This is a genomic window from Anaerolineales bacterium (assembly GCA_015075625.1).
Lineage (GTDB): Bacteria > Chloroflexota > Anaerolineae > Aggregatilineales > UBA2796 > UBA2796.
Map to the genome: position 1 here is coordinate 1,463,176 of JABTTZ010000001.1, position 19,501 is coordinate 1,482,676.

The following is a 19,501-nucleotide window of genomic DNA, read 5'->3' on the forward strand; positions in this document are numbered from 1 at the left end:
CATGGTTGAAGCCTATTACAGCCAAGCGAAGGCGCTCAACGATGGGGCGCGGGATGCCCTTTTCAAAGCGATCAAGGGCGCACTTGCCACCCGTTTTAACAATCCCGACATTGCCGCCCGTCTGGAAAATCCCGTCGAAAACCTGACCTATTTCCGGCGGGGGGTGAACGATGCCGTCCCCGAAGCGGCGCTGACGGCGATCTTCCTTGCCGCCGTCTATCGTTGGGACGCTCATTTTCATGCTGACGATGACCAGTTCACAGTTCCTCATGTCGGGGTTGGTGGAAGAAAAAGAAAACCGCATGATGGAAGTGTTCATGACCAGCGCCCGCCCCATCGAGATGATGAGCGGCAAGCTGCTAGGGATGGGCTTGTTGGGGCTGACTCAGCTTGGTGTGTGGGGACTTTTCGGGCTGGCATACTTGCTCGTGAGCGGTCAGCTTGGGGATATTGGGAAAATTCTCGCTGCACTGCAACTGACCCCGATCTTCATTTTCGTCACCTTGATCATGACGCTCTTGGGGTATCTGTTCTACGGCTCAATCTTGGCGGGGATTGGGGCAACCGTCAACGCCGAAAAAGAAGCGCAGCAGTATGCCACCCTGATCGTCCTCGGTGGGGTTGCACCGTTGGCGCTGGTGATCGTCTTTCTGCTTGACCCCAACGGCGGGGCGGCGCAACTGATGAGCGTGATCCCCCTAACCGCGCCCATTGCCCTGATCATTCGGCTTTCCTTGGCAACTGTCCCCACCGCTCACATCCTCTTCAGCATGGGGGTGATGGTTGTCTCGGTGATCGTTGCTATCTATTTTTCGGCGCGGGTGTTCCGCATGGGGATGTTGAATTACGGCAAGGGCGGCGTTTTCGTATCCTGCGGCAGGCGGTCTTTGGTGCTCGCACGCCGCGTCTGGTGGAAACCCCTTCGGAGGTGCGTTCATGACGGGCAAATGGTTCGCTGTGTTCCGCTACGAATTTTGCGGACGTTCAAACGGCGTAGTTTTCAGTTCCTTGCCTTCGCTGTTCCGCTGCTGCTGATCGTAGGATTCTTCACTATCCGAGGGATTCAAGAAGCACGGGCGGCACGGGAGAAGATGCCCCTAGCGCCCCGCGAGGACAGTCCCTTCAGCGGGCGTTCCTCCCCTTGGTTTGGTCGATCTCGCCCATTTGCTCGGCGGGAAAACACCCGCTGGCATGATCGCTTATCCCTCGGAGGAAATAGCCACCAGCGCCTTAGAACAGGGAACGATCAGCGGCTATTACGTGATCCACGCCGACTACCTGAAAACAGGGCAGCTTGACCTGTTTTTCGACCAATTCAACCTGAATACCCTGAGTGCAACGGGACTGCGGACAGCGTTAGCAGAGGCGCTGGTGGCAAAGACGGGACAGAATGTTGATCCGCAGGTGATCACCCGCTTGGGGAGCGCCGTCCCGCCGTTACCAATAACATCCTCCGCGATTCTGGGGGACACCCAAAATCAACATGAAGGTGCGGCGCTGATCCTCGTCTATGTCTTTGTCTTGTTCCTCATGTTCAGCACCTTTGGGACAAGCGCCTACTTGATGCAGAGCGTCGTTGAGGAAAAAGAAAACCGCATGGTGGAAATATTGCTTTCCTCGCTGCGCCCGCGTGAGCTTTTGGCGGGGAAGTTCATCGCGCTCAGCCTGTTGGGGCTAGTTCAGACCGTCGCTTGGGGCGCAGCCATCCTGATCATCCTCACCCAATTGGGGACGGTCATCCCCGGTGTGACGATTACGATCTCCACCAACCAGTTAATCGTCCTCGGCATCTTCTTCATCCTCGGCTACCTGCTTTTTCCTCTGCCTATGCCGCAGTGGGGGCGCTGGTGACGAACATGCGGGAGGGTCCGCAGCTTGCCGTCGTGGTGACGCTGCCAGCCAGTTTCCCCTTGTACTTCATTCCCATTTTGTCGCTGCGCCGGGGGGGCTGCTCGCCATTGGCTTAAGCCTCTTTCCGCTGACCGCGCCGGTGACGATGGTTGCCCGCGCCGCGTTGGGGGAAGTGCCAACCGAACAAGTCATCGTCAGCGCTGTGATCCTCACGCTGACAGTGGCGGGCTTTGTCCTCTTGGCGGCACGGTTGTTCCGCGTGAACAGCCTCCTTTCGGGGCAAATGCCTAAACTGCGGGATATTCTGAAATTGGTGCGAGAGAGCCTGAGATCAAGGTCTGTTGAGGGTGGTGTAGACTACACAAGGGCAACATGAGGGAGTTTCTCCCTTGCAGCTTGAATTCTAGGGTGTGTTGACATTGTAACCCCAGTGCGCCCGCCGCTAAAGCAGCGGGCTAGGAGTAACCACTTACCTACCACCACACCCACCCCGACGATGACTCCCGTCACCGCTCCTCCCGGCGGTGGCGGCGAGTGGATGTGGGTCGATGGGGAGTTGGTCTTCGTCTGCGGGGTCAGTTGGGAGTAGGGCGGACGGTGGCGGAGCGTCCGCACGGTGATTATCGTCCGTGCCGATGGGTCGGGGCGCGATGCCCATCCGGGGATGGCGTTCCTCGGCGTCCCCCCGACGTGGTACGTGCCGGCGCAGGCGCAAGCAACGCTGACACCCACACTATCGAACACTCTCATCACCGTGTACACGAACTGCCGCGAGGTCAATTTCAGGGCTGCGCCAAGTACCAGCGCCACCCTTCTAGGGACAATCCAGCCCGGCACGCCCATCCGCCTTGACCCAACCTCGAAAACACCCTCGGCAGATGGTTATGTCTGGTATCGTGCCGAAGTGACGTTAGCTGGCACGCTCCATGATGGGTGGATCGTCGCTCAACGCTACAGCGATTACTTTGTCTTCGATTTTGACCGTTCACCCAACTGCACGCCTGCCCCTACAGCGACCTTAACCCCTTCACCTACGTCCGCAAGTACCTGTCAGTTAATGCTTCCCTCGGACAACGCTAGGCAAACCATTCACTTGTTCCGAGCGCCTATCCGCGGTAATCCGGCGGAACGAAAGATCGCTGTTGTAGATGCCGTCACAATTGATGCTTATGCCATAGATCCGCTTAATCATCGGCTGTGGTTTCGTCGAACAGAAGGCATTGCCAACGCCCCTGCCGGTGCGGTGCTGCGTTGGTTTCAGATCATTGAGCCGACAATGGGATTCATTTTGCAAGAACAGGGAATCATCGTTCCTAAACAAGATTTTGATGGGGTAGAATCACTCAGCATGGAACGCTCTGACATTGAACAATGCCTTTTCAATGTCCCCAATATAAGCACCGAATATTCTCTTCCGCCTTTAGACAATGTTCCATGGGAACGAGAATTGCCACTCGTGTTCACCCACTACCCTGTGAGCATGTATCAAACCTGTGTAGCTCAAACTTTTCACCAAGTATATGGATTTGCTCATGACACAAAATTCTATGGATATTATGCGCCCGGATATCATTTTGGTGTAGACTTTTTCGCCCCACCGGGAAGTGTTGTGTATGCTGGTGCAAATCATGGGTTTGTTGTTGCATTGATACATCGAAATGAATTTACTGGAGCGAAATGGGGAAATTATGGTGTAACTCCTACTCCCAAATATCATGATCCAGATTTAACGCCATTTGCTGTTGTTATTCGCTATGGTCATCTCTTTGTTGTCTATGGGCATTTTGATGCCATTGCCCCTGATATTTGGGTTGGTAAAGAAGTCAATGAAGGTAGCCAGTTAGGGACTTTAGGAACTTTTAGTGATTCTCATCTTCATATGACATTGATGAGCTTTGGAGGTTCCTCACCTGATGCCTATGTAACATGGGCACAGGAAATTGATCCTCAAAACCCCCAAGCACCAAAATCGAATCGGTGGGGCATTCCCGATTTCCGCCGCACGGCAGATGACTCAAAATCTATAGATTATCCCCAACATATGTATGACTTCACCCAGTTTTTTGAGCCAGATCCCATTCTTCTTTCTACCTTACAGGCGGTACTCACTGGGACTCCCAACACGCTAGAACAACCTATCCACAAAGGCGTGATTTGGGCAGAAGACCGTGTTCACATATCGAATTTACTTCGTGTCGAAGGGTTGGGTGGAAAGCACCAATCGCTCATTGCCTTAGGATTTCCCTGTCAGATAACCTATTCGCAATCATTTCCCGAATCCGTCGGTTGGCGTTATGTGGAACCATTGGTAACACCAACCATTTTGCCGCGTCACCGCAGTTTCATTTACTATCCGGGCATCAAAGCCTCATGGACACCCGCTCCTGCCGCGGATCCCCGTGTTGCTATACCTGCGCCAAATCTGCCCCCTATCCCCACACTGACCCCGACAAGATCAACACAGGCACCTTAATATACACGCCTATCTTTCTAAGAGGTTTTGAAATGAGCATCTACAGTACCATTCACAAACGCTTTGTAAGGGGACTGGTGGCACTTTTGATTACTGCTTATCTATGGGGGAGTACTCTTCAGGTGCAGGGGCAGTCTAACCGCCTTCGGAAACTATCAACAACGGATTTTGACTATCTTGAATGGGCAGCTGATAGTCAATCCCTTGTGGCAATACAAGGTAATTCGCCGAGTGTGATCGAGGAGTTTATGTGGTCTCATTATAATATTGCCACCAATCAATTTTCAGACCATTCTGTATATCCATATTTGCCCCACCTCACACCCCAAGAAAATACTATTTTCGTCCCTGCCTCAGCAAAGGGATCCGATGGTGAGATTTACTATATGTCCTTCTCTTATCTTTCCCCCAATGGGCGATATCTTGTTTATGTGGGCGAACCTACGACAGAATTAAACCACCAATACTGGCGATGGCTCATTGGAGATAGACAAACTCAAACAACGTTTAATTCAGGTAAACCTGTTTTTCAGCCATTTGGGAAATTGGAAAGTTTTAATGTTACATGGAATCGAGACAGCACAGCATTTATTTTAACACTGTGTGGAGATCTTTATTTTTGCTCCCCTCCGGCATTCGTCTTTGTATATGGTCTAAATAATGGATTATCATCCTTTGTTGTTAATGATATAAAGATAAGTTTCCCAATGGTGGAAAACGTCCAATACCGAACCTTTGATCTGATTGATTTTTCTGGGGATGGTCAGTGGGCATTGCTGAGGGTAAGTGTGGCTGAAAAGTTGGCTTTAGGGGAAGGTGGCGGCTCGTACCTCCTGATGTATAACACACAGACACCCGAAACCAGCTTCTTTCTTTCCAATGGGCTGCTTAAGGGTGGAGGTACTCTTCAGTTTGCCACCATTGACGGCACCTCGCTTCTCTTTATCGATAATGTGGGCATTCAGCGCTACGATTGGGCAAACGATACGATCATCCTACTTACCACCGAGGTAAACAACAGCATCGCCTCTTATCCCAGGGCATTCTCCCCTGATGGACGATGGTTTGTCTTTGTATCTGGGGGAGTATTGAAGGCGGGTGAACTCTATTTATACGACTTACAAGGTCTGCCTGAAACCCCTCCCTCCCCCACGCCCCCTCTCCCTACCGCCTACCCTCATCCCACAGGCATTCCCGGCGGACAGCCAGCCTGCCCCGGTGGTGGCGGCGAGTGGATGTGGGTCGATGGCGAGTTGGTCTTCGTCTGCGGGGTCACGTGGGAGTAGGGCGGGCGGTGGCGGAGCGTCGAGTGTGCGGGGGGTGCCCGTCCCGACGGCGCTTGATCTCAGCCCGCTGCTTTTAACGACGGAATCACGCATAATCCCGCATTCTCATTGTGTTTGTACTTAGTGGCTATTCCCAAACCTGAATGATTTCTTGCTTCACTTCCCCGTAGAGTTGCTATTCGGTACAATGTCTGCTATGAGACACAAACGCTTATCTGCTCAGTTAGTGGCTTGGGGCTGGCTCAGCCTCACCATGATTCTATCCGCTTGCGGCGGTGGCGCCCCCCCCCGCACCGATAACCCCACACGCGGAGCGCTTCCGACCATTATCAGTGTTCCCTTGCGTCTGCGTGGAGAGGTTATCCGCGTGGCAAATGCCGCCCGCGTCGAAATATTGGCGAGTCTGCAAGCCCACACCAGTACGGTGAATCGGATTGACATTGCACCGGACAGCAGTTTGCTGCTGACGATTGACGCTGAGGGGAAAGCCATCGTTTGGGACTTGATGACCTATGGAGAGCGGCACCGATTCGGTGGGACGGTTATCCGTTACGGGTTTTTCAGCGCCGATGGGACGGTCATCGCGGTGGTGAGAGGGGATCATCAGGTGAGCTTCGTCGCGGCGCGGGATGGGCGTATCTTGGAAACCTTCCCGGCAGGGGTGGGGGAAGTCACTCGTGCGGCGGTTGATCCAACGCGGACGACGCTTGCCGTTGGTGGGAACGAGGGGGTGATCACCCTCTGGGATATGGCAACTCATAGGCAAGGGACAGTCATTATGCCCACCGCAGCGGGGAATATCCGCGCCCTTGCCCTTGCCCCAAACGCAACACGCCTTATCAGCATTGCCAATACCTATCAAAGCACGGGCTCAGATACCCTCTTTATCTACAGTTTTCCAGAAGGAGTAAGTAAGCCAGAAAAAGCGGGGGCAGCACTTCGGAGTTTTCCGAACCTATCCCCCCAAAATATCGTATTTTCGCCGGATGGAATTCGTTTTGCTGTCGGCTTCCTCCCCGAAAGCACGGGGACGCCCCTTCCCAATATCTTTCCCCGCCTGCGCCTCTACGATGCGGAAAATGGGATGCTGGTGTTTGACCTGACCGATCCCGATTTGTTTCCCAATCGGGGCATTGCCTTTTCCCCTGATGGACGAGTGATCGCCGTATTGGGGCAGGGCGATGATGTCTTTCTGTTGGATGCTGCAACAGGGGCGATAATTGGCAAACTGCCCGGTCACGGCGGCGCAGCGCGTTCGGCAGCCTTTAACCCCACAGGCGATCTATTCCTCTCCACAACCATTCGCCCCAATGTTGGGGCATATCTTTGGCAGTCGGCAAGTTTTCAAGCGGGGGCGCAAGATTACCCGCGTGGCATCCTTGCCCCGCAAAACAACGGCTTCCTCGTCGGTGTTTGGTCGGCAGATGGAACGCTGATCGCCCTTGCCGATGGATCGGGCGGGGTGTTTCTTTTGGGTGTGCCAAAACCCTAAAAACGGTGTAAGGGGGCTGCGAGTCTAGGGGGTGGGGGCATGACACTCGCCTACATGGTCGGGGCATGGCTGGCAGGGATGGGGTTTGCGGCATGGCGCGGGGCGGATGCTGGCGCATTGCCCATCGTGACCTTGATCGGCGGCGTCATTCTCACTCTGAGCGTTCCTGTGAAAGATGGGGAGCGCTGGCTGCGACGGACGGGTTTATGTTTGATCGCCTTTGGGTTAGGGCTGCTTCGCTTCCAAAGTGGGCAGCCAAGCCGCACCGCTGCACACATCGCCACCCTGAATGAGACCTATGCCGAGATCAGCGGAATCCTCAGCGATGCGCCCGATGTGCGCGAGGGCGATGTTCGCTTGCGCCTTCGCGTTGAATCGGTTCGGACAGTGCGTGATGCGACCCGCCCGGCTGAGGGGGAGGTGCTGCTCTACACGGAAAAACCGCTGCCCCCCTCCCCACCCTACCGTTACGGGGATCGCCTTCGCGCCTTTGGGCAACTCAGCACCCCACCCGAATTTGACGAATTTTCCTACCGCGATTACCTTGCTCAAAGCGGCGTTTTCAGCGTCATGTTTCGGGCGGAGGTGACGGTTATCGGCAGCGGCGCGGGCGATCCATTGCGTGGCGGCTTGATCGCCCTCCGCGAGAGCGCTCGCGAAACCTTTGCTCGGCTGTTGACAGAACCCTACGCCGGACTGCTCACGGGGCTGGTGACGGGTGACGAGACGGGAATTTCCCCCGATGTGCAAGCGGCGTTTCGGCGCACGGGGACATCTCACCTTTTAGCGATCTCTGGCTCAAATGTCGCCGTGATTATCGGTCTGTTTGGGGCGGTTTTCAGCCGGATTCTACGCCGAAAATGGCAGGTGGCGCTCTTGACTATTGGCGCCGCGCTGCTCTATGCCGCAGCGGTGGGAGGAAGCGCCTCTGTCGTTCGGGCGGCAATTATGGCATCGTTGGCGATCCTTGCCGGACGTTTTCGGCGCACCTCCGATGGGCTAACCGCTCTCGCTGCTGCTGTGTGGGTGATCACGCTGCTGACGCCCACCGCCATTTTTGATTATGGCTTGATCCTCAGCGGGCTGGCAACCTTTGCCATTCTTGCCTATGTCCCCTTTATGACGCGCCTTACCGAGGCGTTTTTCAAACGCCTTTTCGCCAAAGAGACAGCGCGGGCGGCGGCCCTTGTCCTGACTGATACCGTCCTTCTCACGGCGGCGGTGCAGATCACTGTTTTGCCTGTTTCGCTCCTCATCTCGGCGGAGTTCACCCCGCTCTCACTGCTGATCAATGCTCTGGTCGCCCCGGCACAGGGGTGGATCATGATCCTCGGTGTTATGGCGTTGATGTTGGGGGCAGCCCTCCCCATCTTGGGGCAGATTCCGGCATGGCTGGCGGCTGTTCCGCTGGCATATACATGGGCAGTGATCCGCGCCGGAGCGTCCCTTGCCGAACCCACCACGATTCCCTTCAACCGCGACGCTGTGATCGGTTATTACCTCCTTTTATTTGTGGCGACAGCCGTCCTGAGCAAATCGCCCATCCTTCGTAAGCGGCTTTGGGGGTGGGTAGAGCGGCACGCCGCCGCCCCCACCGTGATTCTTGCCGGGGCGGGGCTGTCGCTGCTGTTGGTGGTGACGATCCGGGCGCGCCCTGACGGACTCCTTCATCTCTGGCTGATTCCGGGCGGCGGGGTGATTATTGGGACGCCTGATGGGGCGCATCTAGCGATTGACGCTGGAGACAGCCCTAACCGTTTGTTGACCGTTCTTGGGGAGCAGCTTCCTTTTCAGAAAACGCGCCTCGATGGACTCATCCTCACCGCGCTGACAACGCGGGAAAACGCCGCCCTGCCCGATCTGCTCAGGCGTTACCGTGTAGGCGTAGTGATTCTCACCGCGCCCACCGACGATGAGGAAACAGGGCTGCGGGAGATCGTCCTCGCCACAGCAGATCAGAGTGTTGCGCTTGAAGATGCTGCTCACCTTGATCTTGGGTCGGGTGTCACCTTAGCCCGTGATGGGGCGTTATGGGTGCTGCGCTATGGGCGGCTCTACCTGACGATTAGCCCTGACGGGCGACTGACCACCCCAGATGGCGAAGTGATCCTCGCCGCCGAACGGATCAGCGCCCGTCCAGAGTCACCGCCAAAGGACGGGCGCTACTATGCCACGAATCGGCACGGACTGATCGATTTACGCACCGACGGCGCGACGTTGTGGGTCAGAACGCAGTACCCCTAACCCCTCGCGCTGCTGTAACCACAATCAAGAGCGTCGGCGTCAGCAACGCATGGACGGCGAAACGTCCAACGCTCAACATACGCAGCGCTCCTCCAATGCCCAGTGTGTTTCCTAAAACAATCACTGCATTGTCATAGACAAGCGCCGCCGCAATGATCCCAATGAGGGCAAGCCCTAGCGAGGGGCGGCGGCTGTAGAGGCGAAACGCCCAGATCGCGATGATCACATGAAACACGGCAAGCAGGGGGTGGACCAGCATCGCGGTGGACTAAATCGCCGTCAATGTTCACTGAGATACGGGCGATCACGCTAACAAGCCCCGCGCCCCTTGCTTTAGGGCATCTTCGGCAAGGCGTTCGCCCAAAAGGTGCGGGGGGATTGTCTGTGGGGCATCCCCCCTCACTGTGATTGATTCCGTCCCATCGCGCCGAAGAACGCGCCCGATCAAGTGCAATGCTGCGCCTTCGACCCTTGCCAAAGCCGCGACGGGAAGGCTGCACCCCGCCTCTAGGGTCTGTAAAAAGGCGCGTTCCGCCTCGACTGCCATGCGCGTTTCGGCGTCGTTCAGGGGGCGCAGCAGCCCCTCGATGAGACGATCTTTGCTCCGACACTGGATGGCGAGCGCCCCCTGCCCCGGCGCGGGGAGCATGAGCGGTGGGGGCAGTATTTCGGTGATCTGAACACCCTCGCCCAAGCGCTCCAAACCTGCCACGGCGAGAAGAATACCATCGTAAGGGCTGCCTTCTGCCCGCAGTTTTTCAATCCGTGTGGGGACGTTCCCCCGAATAGAAATGATGCGCAGATCAGGGCGGAGGCTCAGCAGTTGCGCGGCACGGCGTGGGCTGCTTGTGCCGAGTGTCGCCCCCAAGGGGAGGTTGGCTAGGGGCTGCCCCGTGCGGCTGATAAGACAGTCATAAGGGGAGGCGCGGCGCGGCACAGCGGCGATGATCACCTCAGGTGGCATGAGGGTGGGAAGGTCTTTCAGGCTGTGGACGGCAAGGTCAATCACGCCCTCCCGCAGCGCCGCTTCGATCTCACCCGTAAATAATCCTTTTCCACCCACTTCAGGGAGAGGGGTATCCCTCTCTTGATCCCCGCGTGTGGTGATCTGGAAGGTGGTTATCGGGCGTTCGGGGTAAAGGGCGCGGAAGGCAGCGGCGACGGACTCCGCTTGCGTCACAGCAAGGGCGCTCCCCCGCGTCCCGATGCGGATCGGTATAGCGCTCACCCCGCCCGCACCCCTGCCTTCAAGTCGTAAATCAGGCGATGAATCAGTTTGTTTGTCAGGCGGCGGCTCAGCCATTCCATTGCCCGCCAATCCCTCCCCCACAGGGCAGGAAACTGCCACCCCCACTGCCCCAAGAGATGTAGCGTCGCTGCTTGACGGAGTACGGCAGCATGGGACTGCACACTGCGAATGGCGGGGATGGCTGCACGCTCGATGTGCCAGCGGAGAAATGCTTCAACTTCTTGGCTAAGAATTGCCTCAGCGTGGGGGATGGCGCGGCGGCGTTCAACATCTTGTGCCTCGGCAAGGCGATGCAAATCATCTAGGTTGTAGAGGTGCTGCCCCCGAAGATCGCCCACCGCTGGATCAACGTTGCGAGGCACACCTAAATCGACAATCAGGCGCGGAATGGCGGAAGTCATATGATGAGGCACTAACATGGGCGTCTCGCCACTGGATGCGGTGATCACAAGATTCGCCTCAGCAAAAGCAGCCGAGAGTTCCGTGAGGGGAATGAGCCTTGCCCCAAACGCCGCTGCCAGCGATTCGGCGTTGGCGGGGGTGCGGTTGGCAATGATCACCCGCCGAACGCCTCGCCCCTTTAGGGCTGCCAGCGCCGAACGTGCCATTGCCCCTGCCCCAATGACCAATGCCGTGAGATCGGCCGCCGGACGCCCCAAAAGCGCCTCTCCCTGCCGAATGGCAAGCCCACTGAGCGAACGCCCCCCTATGCTGAGCGTTGTCTCGTGGCGGATGCGCTTGCCCGCGTGGATGGCTCGTTGAAGAAAGGTTGCCAAGACTGCCCCAACACTGCCTGCCTGTCGCGCCCGTTCGTAGGTGAGGACGATTTGCCGCAAAATTTCCCCTTCCCCCAAAAGCTGCGAATCGAGTCCGCCAGCGACACCCATACCGTGCCGTACTGCCGCATCCCCTCTATAGGTATACCCCGATTCCTGCCATTCCACCGCTGTTAATCGCGTGTGGGTGAGGATGAGGCTGCGGAGGGTGTCCTCCCCAACGGTGGGATCACCAACGGCATAGAGTTCCGTCCGGTTGCAGGTGGCAAGGATGGCGAGTTGCGCCACCCCGGAAAGTCCCCCGTTTGCAGCGGCGCTCAGAAATTGCTCTTGCGTGGCGGGGGAAAGCGCTGCCCGTTCGCGCCGCGCCACGTCCGCCCGATGATGGCTGATGCCAATGACAAAGAGGTTTTCCCTGTTGCTCACTGCTCATCCTTCCCAAACCATGCCAGCGCCTCACGAAGTCCGACCACCGCACCGATCACCGTGATCGCCGGAGGTTTAAACCCAGCCACCCCCACCGCTTCCGCCAGCGTCGCCACCGTCCCACCCACCACGCGCTGATCGGGCGTTGTTCCCTGTTCGATGCACAGGGCGGGCGTCTCCGCCTCCAACCCGGCGGCGATCAGACGACTCAAGATTGCTTCTAGGTTCAGCAGCCCCATCAATAAAACCAGCGTCCCCATCCGCGCCGCCCCAACCAGCGCCGGAAAATCGATCCCACTCACCTCTTTAGCGGGGTCTTCATGTCCGGCAAAGACAGTGAACGCGGTGACCATCCCCCGCTGTGTGACCGGGACTCCAGCATAGGCGGGGACAGCAACCGCGCTGCTCACCCCCGGCACAATCAGGCAAGGGATTCCCGCCTCGCGGCACGCCAACGCTTCTTCCCCGCCGCGCCCAAAGACAAACGGATCGCCACCCTTCAGCCGGACGACGCTCTTGCCCGCCTGTGCTTTTTCGATGATGAGCGCATTGATTCCCTCTTGGCTAATCGCTTGTTTGGGGCGTTCGGAGACTTTGCCCACATCGATCCGTTCCGCGTCGGGGCGCACTTCATCCAACAAGGCGTGCGGAATCAGCCGGTCATAGAGAATCACCTCGGCGGAGCGAAGAAGGGCGAGACCTTTCACCGTGATTAAACCGGGATCGCCGGGACCTGCCCCAATGAGGTAGACCGTGCCGGGGACTGCGTGAGTCATAGTGCTTCCTGTGTGGTAGAGAGTACGGCGTTTGCTTCGCTTAACCAGACATTGCACGGCTCGGCACAGGGAATCGCGCCTAGCTCCCCGTTGAACCATGTTGGACGGCGCACACAGCGCCCACAGACTGAGGCGACAATCTCCCCTTGTCTGGCATGGGACATTTCCGCCAGCCCTCGAAACATCCCCGTTTGGCGGGCGATGGCTGCCCCAAACGACCCCGCCCGAAACGTCCCATCCCGCCCCGCCGCCCAATCCGCGACGACGCCTGGGTAAATCGTCTCTACAACGGCGGGAAGATCGGCAAGGCTGCTTAGGGGAACGTGCCACCCACGCGGTAGATCAGCCGCCGTTGGGAGGGGACGAAAGCGCGACTGCGGTTGACGAAGGCGTGTCCGCAAGGCATCGGGGGTGGTGATTATTTCGGCTAAGGCGTTGTTTTGCCCATCTTTGGCGAAAACCCCCTCCGTGCTGGAGAGGATCAGATCGCCTAGTGGGAGGACGCCCGCCGCTTCTACCGCCTTGATCAAGGCATTGCCGCCAGCCTGCGGAAACCCGCACCAAAAGCCTGCTGAGGAAGGCGTTTTTAGCGCTGCACCCCCCGCCACCGCCAGATCGAGGATGATCTCAACGAGGGACTCACCCGTTCCAACAGGATCGGTGTAGATCAGCCGCCGCCCGTTGATCAGCCCCTCCCGCTGACCTCGTTCAAGCCCAAGCCGCGCCGGAACATCCAGCGCCGCATGGGATCCTTCGGCAAGGAAGAAGGGGACGGCAATCAGCGTTGGCGATGCGGTCAGGGTGTACACATCGGGGATGCTCGGTGCGTCGTCCAAAAAGACAGCGACGACCTCCGCTGCGATAGAGAGCGCCCGCAGCGCCGCCGCCTGATCTTCTGTCGCTCGGCGGCTCGCCGGATCGCGGCGGGTGCTGTGACCGATCACGGCAATGGCGATCTGATCCGGTGGGACATTCGCCCGCCGTATCCCGCTCAGGGCGCGTTCGCGGACGATAGTTCCTAAGGTGGGGTGAGCGCTCAGTGGTTTGGCATAGCGAATGAGACGACCATCGCGTTTTGTCAGCGCCCCGTGCAGCCCCATTTCGGCGGGGATCACCGTTTTTGTGAAGTAGCCCCGTGCGGTGAACAGAGGGATCACGGTGATATCGGTGGCGGTGAGTGAGGCAAATACAGCGTGAAACGAAGGCGATTCTTTCCAAAACGCTGCTGTCACCTCGTCAGCCGCGCCCCGCACACGGATCGCATCCACCGCCCGCCAGATGACACCCGCCGTCTCTGCGCTGATGTGTGATCCATGCCCTGCCAGAATCAATGCCGTCTTGGTCATATCGCCCTTAAGGATAGCCCCCTCTCGCCGCGTGCGGGGGCGAGAGGGGAATCGTGCTTCTTAATCACCAGCGGGGGTGGGGACTGCCTCAGCGATGGTATCGCGCAAGGCGTCTACTCCCACCCGCACAACGAATTCACCGAATGATTCCGTCCCTTGTCGCCCATCTCGATAGGCAGTAAAGACAGGGCGCAAGGTTGGGGCGATCTCCTCAAAGGGGACAAGATCACGAAAGACGGTGTTCAGGCGCGTATTTGCCGCAACGCCGCCTAAGAAAATCGTGTACTTGTTCAGCGAACGCCCGACAATGCCCACCTCGGCAACATAGGGACGGGCGCACCCGTTTGGGCAGCCTGTCATACGAATGGTGATCGGATCGTCGGCAATGCCCACCTCGCTGAGGACGCCCTCAATTGCTGTCAGAAGGTCGGGAAGCGCTCGCTCTGCCTCGGCAATTGCCAGCCCGCAAGTGGGCAAGGCGGGGCAGGCGAGTCCGTGCCGGCGAACGCCGGAGAGCGCCTCCACAAGCTGAATGCCGTGTGCGGTCAGGATCGCCGTGATCTCCGGGCGCAGGTCAGGGTGAATATCGGTGAGAAGGATGTTTTGCTGCGCGGTAAGCCGAACGGGGAGGCTAAAGCGCTCGATCACCGTCCGCAGACCGTCGCGGAGGCGGTACGCGCCATCGTTGTAAACGCGCCCACTCGCCACCGGAATCCCTAAGAAGTAGCAGCCATCGCCTTGTTCGTGCCATCCCAGATGATCATCCACGCGGAAATCGGGCATGGGGCGCGGGGCATGGATGGTGAAGGGAACACGCCGTTGCAATTCTTCCCGAAACCATGCCACCCCGCGCTCGTGCAAGACATACTTTAGGCGGGCATGTTTGCGGTTTTCGCGGTCGCCAAAATCGCGGTGGATGGTGACGATTGCCTTTACCACCTCAAGGGCATCTTGAGGGGCAACAAAGCCGATCACATCGGCAAGACGGGGAAAGGTTTCCTCGTTGTTGTGCGTCATCCCCATGCCGCCACCAGCAAGGACGTTAAAGCCGAGATGAACACCATCCTCATCAAAGAGCGCGACCAACCCAACATCTTGGGTGAAAATATCGACGCAGTTATCACCCGGGAAGGCAACCGCCGCCTTAAATTTGCGGGGGAGGTAGGTTTTCCCATAGAGCGGTTCATCTTCGTCCTCGATGATTGCCTCGCCATCGATCCAAATTTGGTGGTATGCCCTCGTCTTGGGCAAAAGGGCATCGCTGAGCGTCGTGGCAAAAGCCTGCACGGTCTGGCGGGGGGCATCGCCGCTGGGGGCGGGACATGCCATCACATTGCGGACGACATCCCCACACGCCCCGAAGGTGGTCACCAACGCGCTGTTCAGGGCGCGGATCGTCTCGCGTAGTTCCCCTTTGATCACGCCGTGCAATTGGATCGCTTGGCGGGTGGTCAGGCGCAGCGTGCCGTTGCCATACTGCGTGGCAAGATCGTCATGGATCAGGTACTGCGCCGCTGTTAACCCGCCGCCGGGGATTTTTGAACGAATCATGAAGGAAACTTGTTTTCCGTGGCGTTCGCTTTCGGTGGGTTTCTCTTTCCGAGCGTTCTTGCGGGCATCGCGGTCTTCTTGCTGGTACGACCCGTGAAACTTGATCAACTGCTTGCCCGCTTCGCTGAGGAACGCCTCCCCATTGGCAAATTCATCCTCTAGCGAACCGCGCAACCCATGACTTTCCAGTTTGATCTGCTCAACATTCCCTTTGCTCATGATCCCTCCCTAGTATGCTCACCCTGCCCCCTGCCACAGCCCAATTACCACAGCGAAAAGGGGGTAAAACAACAAAAAAGCCGACCTTGCGGGTCGGCTCTGTCTTAGCGTGCGGCAGCGCGTGAAGCGCTACTGGGCGTCAGACCGTCCCGGTATGGTATATGGCGCGTCACACATACACGCCGCACAGGGCGCAAAAGGCTGCCAACAGCACATTTTGGGGGACGGATACAACGTGTTCATCGAAACATCCAAAAAATTCTCAATGCACTACAAACTCTATCATGGTTGTCGGGAAAGATCAAGGATACCCTCGGTTGTCAATTTGCCTACAGCATTTTTCAACGAGATTGACCCTCAGTGGTTGACAGCCCCGCTTATCACGATATACTTAGTGATGGGCAGGCGGTGGCGATCAAGGGAAACGAACGACGCCCGTCCTTCTTGTAAGAAGGCTGGTTGCAGTCCAACCAGTGAGGGTACTGCAATAACGATAACGACAGGCGCAAGTTCAAATAGCCAGCCTTAGTAGTCCCTTGTTCACCTTCTCTCCTCAGATCGCCCTTTGAAGTACGGCGGGCAACACCCCCAATAGAGGGCTTGCCCGCAACTAGGGTCTTGTTGACAGTGTAACCCTAGTGATCCCGCCGCTAAAGCAGCGGGCGCTCACGGGCGGCGCAGGGCGCAAGGCATGGCGCCCCTACGGGAATTACACCGTCAACAGACCCTAGACCTTACGCCGTTCAATACATTTATCATGTATTCATCGAAAGTCGCCGGCTGAGGGGGCTTCCCTCTCAACCTCGTGATTTCCCTTTCCCCCACAAGGCTGAGCGGAATCCCCTCTATCCTTCGCCCTCCGAATCGAGGAATGATCCTCCACACTTGACAACCCTCTTTAAAACTATCTATACTTATCGTTAAGCGCTTAACTGTATGCTAATTCCGCTCAATATGACAAAAAAAGTGTCTATTGGCGCTGAATCGATATGTTTTATAAAGGATTTATGTTCTGTGGCGACCTTAAAAGAAGTTGCCCATCATGCCCATGTTTCGACGGCGACAGTCTCCAAAGTCCTGTCGAACACCCCCTACGTCAGCGCTGAGACGCGAGCGCGAGTGTTGCAGTCTGTGGAAGCGCTTGGCTATGTGCCAAACCTTGCGGCACGGGCGCTCTCCAAAGGGCATACCTATATGATCGGGGTCGTCTTTCCCTATAAAACCGATCACCTTTTTGGCGATCCGCACATTCTTTCCCTATTGGAAGGGATTGAGACGATTTGTGTGGAGATGGGCTACAACATGCTGCTCAGCACCCCACGCGCCCCCGTTGTGGAATCGATACAGTACCAGCGTTTGGTACAGGGCGGCTACCTCGAAGGCTTAATCACCCTCGAAACGCTCCCCGGCACCCCGGTTAGCAGCCTTCCCGAACAGCACGGCTATCCCTGGGTTGCCATTGGCTACCACTCGGCAAAGAACAACCTGAACACCATTCACACCGATGACCGCAGCGGGGCGCGGGCGATTGCCCAGTATCTGATCCAGCTTGGGCACCGCGACATTGGGGTGATCAGCGTTCACGCTGATGCACTTACGGCGACGGAACAACGGATTGCCGGCTACCGTGAAGCATTTAACGCTGCCGGCTTGGTCTTTGACCGCGCCCCCTTAGAGTACGGCAACTTTACGGTGGAAAGTGGTTACCAAGCGACAGATCGTCTGCTTGCCGCAGTCCCTCGCCCAACGGCGATTTTGTGCCTGAATGATCGCATGGCGATGGGCGCTATTCAACGGGCGTGGGCGGCGGGGCTGCGCGTGCCGGAAGATTTGAGCGTCGTTGGCTTCGATGACATTCCCAATGCCTCGTTCTTTACCCCCGCCCTGACGACAGTTCGCCAGCCCGCCTATGAGATGGGCGAACGTGCCGCCCGAATGCTCTTTGAAATCATGGCGCACAAGGCATCGCGGCTGCGCCGAAAGACCCCAAGCCGCGAGGGGTTTTCGCCCATTGTTTTTCCTTCTGAACTCATTGTGCGCGGGTCGGCGACAAGACCACCCTACGCAGACTACGAATGAGGCAGCTTACGTTCAGCATAAAGGAGGTGGTGGTCGATAGAGGAATTTTCGGCAAGGTTAAGTACATCCGTTCCGTATCTTTTACGTTCTGTGTCTGTGGAGGAGATTTGTACTCATGTCTAAAAAACTCTTGACCCTTATGGTGGTCATGGCGTTGATAGTGGTTGGCTTTGCGGCGGCAACACGCCCCGCACCGGTGATTGCCCAAGCGGGCGAAGTGACCTTTAATTCCAATGCTTCCGACCCAACCCCCCGCGCTTTTATGGAAAAGATTGTCGGATTGTGGAACGAACAAAATCCTGATAGCCCCGTAACCTTGAACACGATCAACCACGAGGATTTTAAGCAGGCGATCCGCACCTACTTGTTGGCAAGCCCCGCCCCCGATGTGCTGACGTGGTTTGCGGGCAACCGCGCCGCGTTCTTCATTCAACGTGGGCTGATTGCCGACTTTGCCGATGTATGGGAGAGCGAAGGGTGGGATGATGTCTATCCCGCCGGCTTCAAGGCGCTTGCCAGCTACGAAGACAAACCCTACTTCCTGCCGAGCAACTACTACTGGTGGGCGCTCTACTTCCGTTCCTCTATCCTGAAGGATGCCGGGTTGGAAGCCCCCCAAACATGGGAAGACCTGATGACTGCCTGCAAGACCCTCAACGAGAAGGGCATTACCCCCATCGCCATTGGGACGAAGGGTCCGTGGACGGCAGCCGCATGGTTCGACTACATCAACATGCGCCTGAATGGTCCTGAATTCCATGTCAACCTAATGCAGCTTAAAGAGAGCTACACCGACCCCCGCGTGAAGGCAACCTTCATGAAGTGGAAGGAACTCTTTGATAACAAGTGCATTATGGAAAACAGCGCTGCGTTGGACTGGAACGAAGCCGTGACGCCGTTCGTTCAGGGCAAGGCTGCCATGTACCTCATGGGTGGGTTCATCACCGATACGTATAATGGCGCAGCCGCAGGGACAGCCGCCGAGGGCGACCTCGACTTCACCCGCTTCCCGATCATCGACCCGGCAATGCCCATTGGTGAAGACGCCCCGACGGATGGATACTTCATCGCCGCCAAAGCCGCCAACCTTGAAGGGGCAAAGGCGTTCTTGGCATTCTTGGGCAGCAAGGAAATCGTCCAGTTGGGTGTTGACGAGATGGATCGTCTCCCCACCCGTACCGATGTCAGCACCGAAAAGTTCAACGATGCCCAAAAGAAGGGTATCGAGTTGATCCAGGCGGCGGATTACGTGGCGCAGTTCTATGACCGTGACACCACCCCCGAAATGGCAGAGAAGGGCTTGAATGCTTTTGCCTCGTTCTTTGCTGATCCGTCGGAAGCAAACATCGACAAACTGTTGGCAGAGTTGGAAGAAACCCGCGCTCGCCTCCACGAAGAGGAAATGAAGAGCGAATAATCGACCAACCGCCTTATAGCCCGGCATGGGATCATACCGGGCTGAAAGCAGCCACCCCCTTCGGGATTCGCCCTAAAGGGGGACTGCTTTCAGCGCGAGGGCTTGCCCCCCGTCGCTGGCACACACAGGGGGGTGAAGGGTGTAGAACGCTGCGCCTTTCATCCTTCCTCAAATGAATTTCTTTCGATGCTATTCAGAGGGGATTCGGCATGGGCATAAATAATCGTGTCTCTATTGCAGCGGCGGTGGTTAGTTTTTGTTCCTTGCTGGTGATTGGTACGTTCTTAATCATCATTCGCGCCGTGCCGTTTCCCTT

General features: G+C 57.2%; 16 protein-coding genes. 9 read left to right on the forward strand and 7 right to left on the reverse strand.

Annotation, left to right across the window (positions count from 1 at the left end; translation table 11 throughout):
• The first annotated feature begins 206 nt into the window (after window positions 1–206).
• The 3 genes from HS103_06110 (at window position 207) to HS103_06120 (ending at window position 2,227) form a co-directional block, all read left to right on the forward strand.
• On the forward strand, window positions 207–1,298 hold the full coding sequence (locus HS103_06110; protein MBE7512373.1) for an ABC transporter permease: 1,092 nt from the start codon (window positions 207–209) through the stop codon (window positions 1,296–1,298).
• Entirely contained in the window at window positions 1,192–1,851 is a 660-nt protein-coding gene (locus tag HS103_06115; GenBank protein ID MBE7512374.1) for an ABC transporter permease, read from the forward strand. The genes HS103_06110 and HS103_06115 overlap by 107 nt, the downstream gene beginning before the upstream one ends.
• A 139-nt stretch (window positions 1,852–1,990) precedes the next feature.
• Window positions 1,991–2,227 carry a hypothetical protein gene (locus tag HS103_06120; GenBank protein MBE7512375.1) on the forward strand — a complete coding sequence of 79 codons (237 nt, stop codon included), beginning with the start codon at window positions 1,991–1,993 and terminating at the stop codon, window positions 2,225–2,227.
• Here HS103_06120 and HS103_06125 read toward each other — a convergent pair.
• Window positions 2,209–2,688, reverse strand: coding sequence for a hypothetical protein (locus HS103_06125; protein ID MBE7512376.1), 480 nt, complete (start codon window positions 2,686–2,688; stop codon window positions 2,209–2,211). The two genes, HS103_06120 and HS103_06125, sit on opposite strands and share 19 nt — an antisense overlap.
• Window positions 2,689–2,944: 256 nt before the next feature.
• Between HS103_06125 and HS103_06130 the strand changes: the two genes are divergently transcribed.
• The 4 genes from HS103_06130 to HS103_06145 all read left to right on the forward strand — a co-directional run bounded on the left by HS103_06130 (window position 2,945) and on the right by HS103_06145 (window position 9,346).
• Window positions 2,945–4,324, forward strand: coding sequence for a M23 family metallopeptidase (locus tag HS103_06130; GenBank protein MBE7512377.1), 1,380 nt, complete (start codon window positions 2,945–2,947; stop codon window positions 4,322–4,324).
• A 77-nt stretch (window positions 4,325–4,401) separates the two neighbouring features.
• Window positions 4,402–5,610, forward strand: a complete 1,209-nt coding sequence (locus HS103_06135; GenBank protein ID MBE7512378.1) for a PD40 domain-containing protein — start codon at window positions 4,402–4,404, stop codon at window positions 5,608–5,610.
• A gap of 196 nt (window positions 5,611–5,806) precedes the next feature.
• A complete protein-coding gene (locus HS103_06140) occupies window positions 5,807–7,102 on the forward strand; it encodes a PD40 domain-containing protein (GenBank protein MBE7512379.1) in 1,296 nt (431 codons plus the stop codon).
• 39 nt (window positions 7,103–7,141) lie between these two features.
• On the forward strand, window positions 7,142–9,346 hold the full coding sequence (locus HS103_06145; GenBank protein MBE7512380.1) for a ComEC family competence protein: 2,205 nt from the start codon (window positions 7,142–7,144) through the stop codon (window positions 9,344–9,346).
• Here the strand turns inward: HS103_06145 and HS103_06150 are convergent.
• Genes HS103_06150 through HS103_06175 form a run of 6 tightly spaced genes read right to left on the reverse strand, consistent with a single transcriptional unit; the run spans window position 9,327 to window position 15,689 of the window.
• A complete protein-coding gene (locus HS103_06150) occupies window positions 9,327–9,605 on the reverse strand; it encodes a hypothetical protein (protein MBE7512381.1) in 279 nt (92 codons plus the stop codon). The genes HS103_06145 and HS103_06150 overlap by 20 nt on opposite strands.
• A 45-nt stretch (window positions 9,606–9,650) precedes the next feature.
• Window positions 9,651–10,649, reverse strand: a complete 999-nt coding sequence (gene hemC / locus HS103_06155) for a hydroxymethylbilane synthase (GenBank protein ID MBE7512382.1) — start codon at window positions 10,647–10,649, stop codon at window positions 9,651–9,653.
• On the reverse strand, window positions 10,571–11,797 hold the full coding sequence (gene hemA, locus HS103_06160; protein ID MBE7512383.1) for a glutamyl-tRNA reductase: 1,227 nt from the start codon (window positions 11,795–11,797) through the stop codon (window positions 10,571–10,573). Before hemA ends, hemC begins: the two co-directional genes overlap by 79 nt.
• Window positions 11,794–12,573, reverse strand: a complete 780-nt coding sequence (gene cobA / locus HS103_06165; protein MBE7512384.1) for a uroporphyrinogen-III C-methyltransferase — start codon at window positions 12,571–12,573, stop codon at window positions 11,794–11,796. Before cobA ends, hemA begins: the two co-directional genes overlap by 4 nt.
• Window positions 12,570–13,919 (reverse strand): hypothetical protein, encoded by a 1,350-nt coding sequence (locus HS103_06170; protein MBE7512385.1) that lies wholly within the window; start codon window positions 13,917–13,919, stop codon window positions 12,570–12,572. The genes cobA and HS103_06170 overlap by 4 nt, the downstream gene beginning before the upstream one ends.
• A 60-nt stretch (window positions 13,920–13,979) precedes the next feature.
• Window positions 13,980–15,689 carry an NADPH-dependent assimilatory sulfite reductase hemoprotein subunit gene (locus HS103_06175; GenBank protein ID MBE7512386.1) on the reverse strand — a complete coding sequence of 570 codons (1,710 nt, stop codon included), beginning with the start codon at window positions 15,687–15,689 and terminating at the stop codon, window positions 13,980–13,982.
• Window positions 15,690–16,703: 1,014 nt separating this feature from the next.
• On the opposite strand from HS103_06175, the gene HS103_06180 reads away from it, so the two are divergent.
• Together HS103_06180 and HS103_06185 are read left to right on the forward strand one after the other, a co-directional pair.
• The gene (locus HS103_06180; GenBank protein ID MBE7512387.1) at window positions 16,704–17,768 is read left to right on the forward strand and encodes a LacI family DNA-binding transcriptional regulator; all 1,065 of its coding nucleotides are present in this window, start codon (window positions 16,704–16,706) and stop codon (window positions 17,766–17,768) included.
• A 115-nt stretch (window positions 17,769–17,883) separates the two neighbouring features.
• A complete protein-coding gene (locus HS103_06185; protein ID MBE7512388.1) occupies window positions 17,884–19,185 on the forward strand; it encodes a carbohydrate ABC transporter substrate-binding protein in 1,302 nt (433 codons plus the stop codon).
• Window positions 19,186–19,501: the final 316 nt, after the last annotated feature.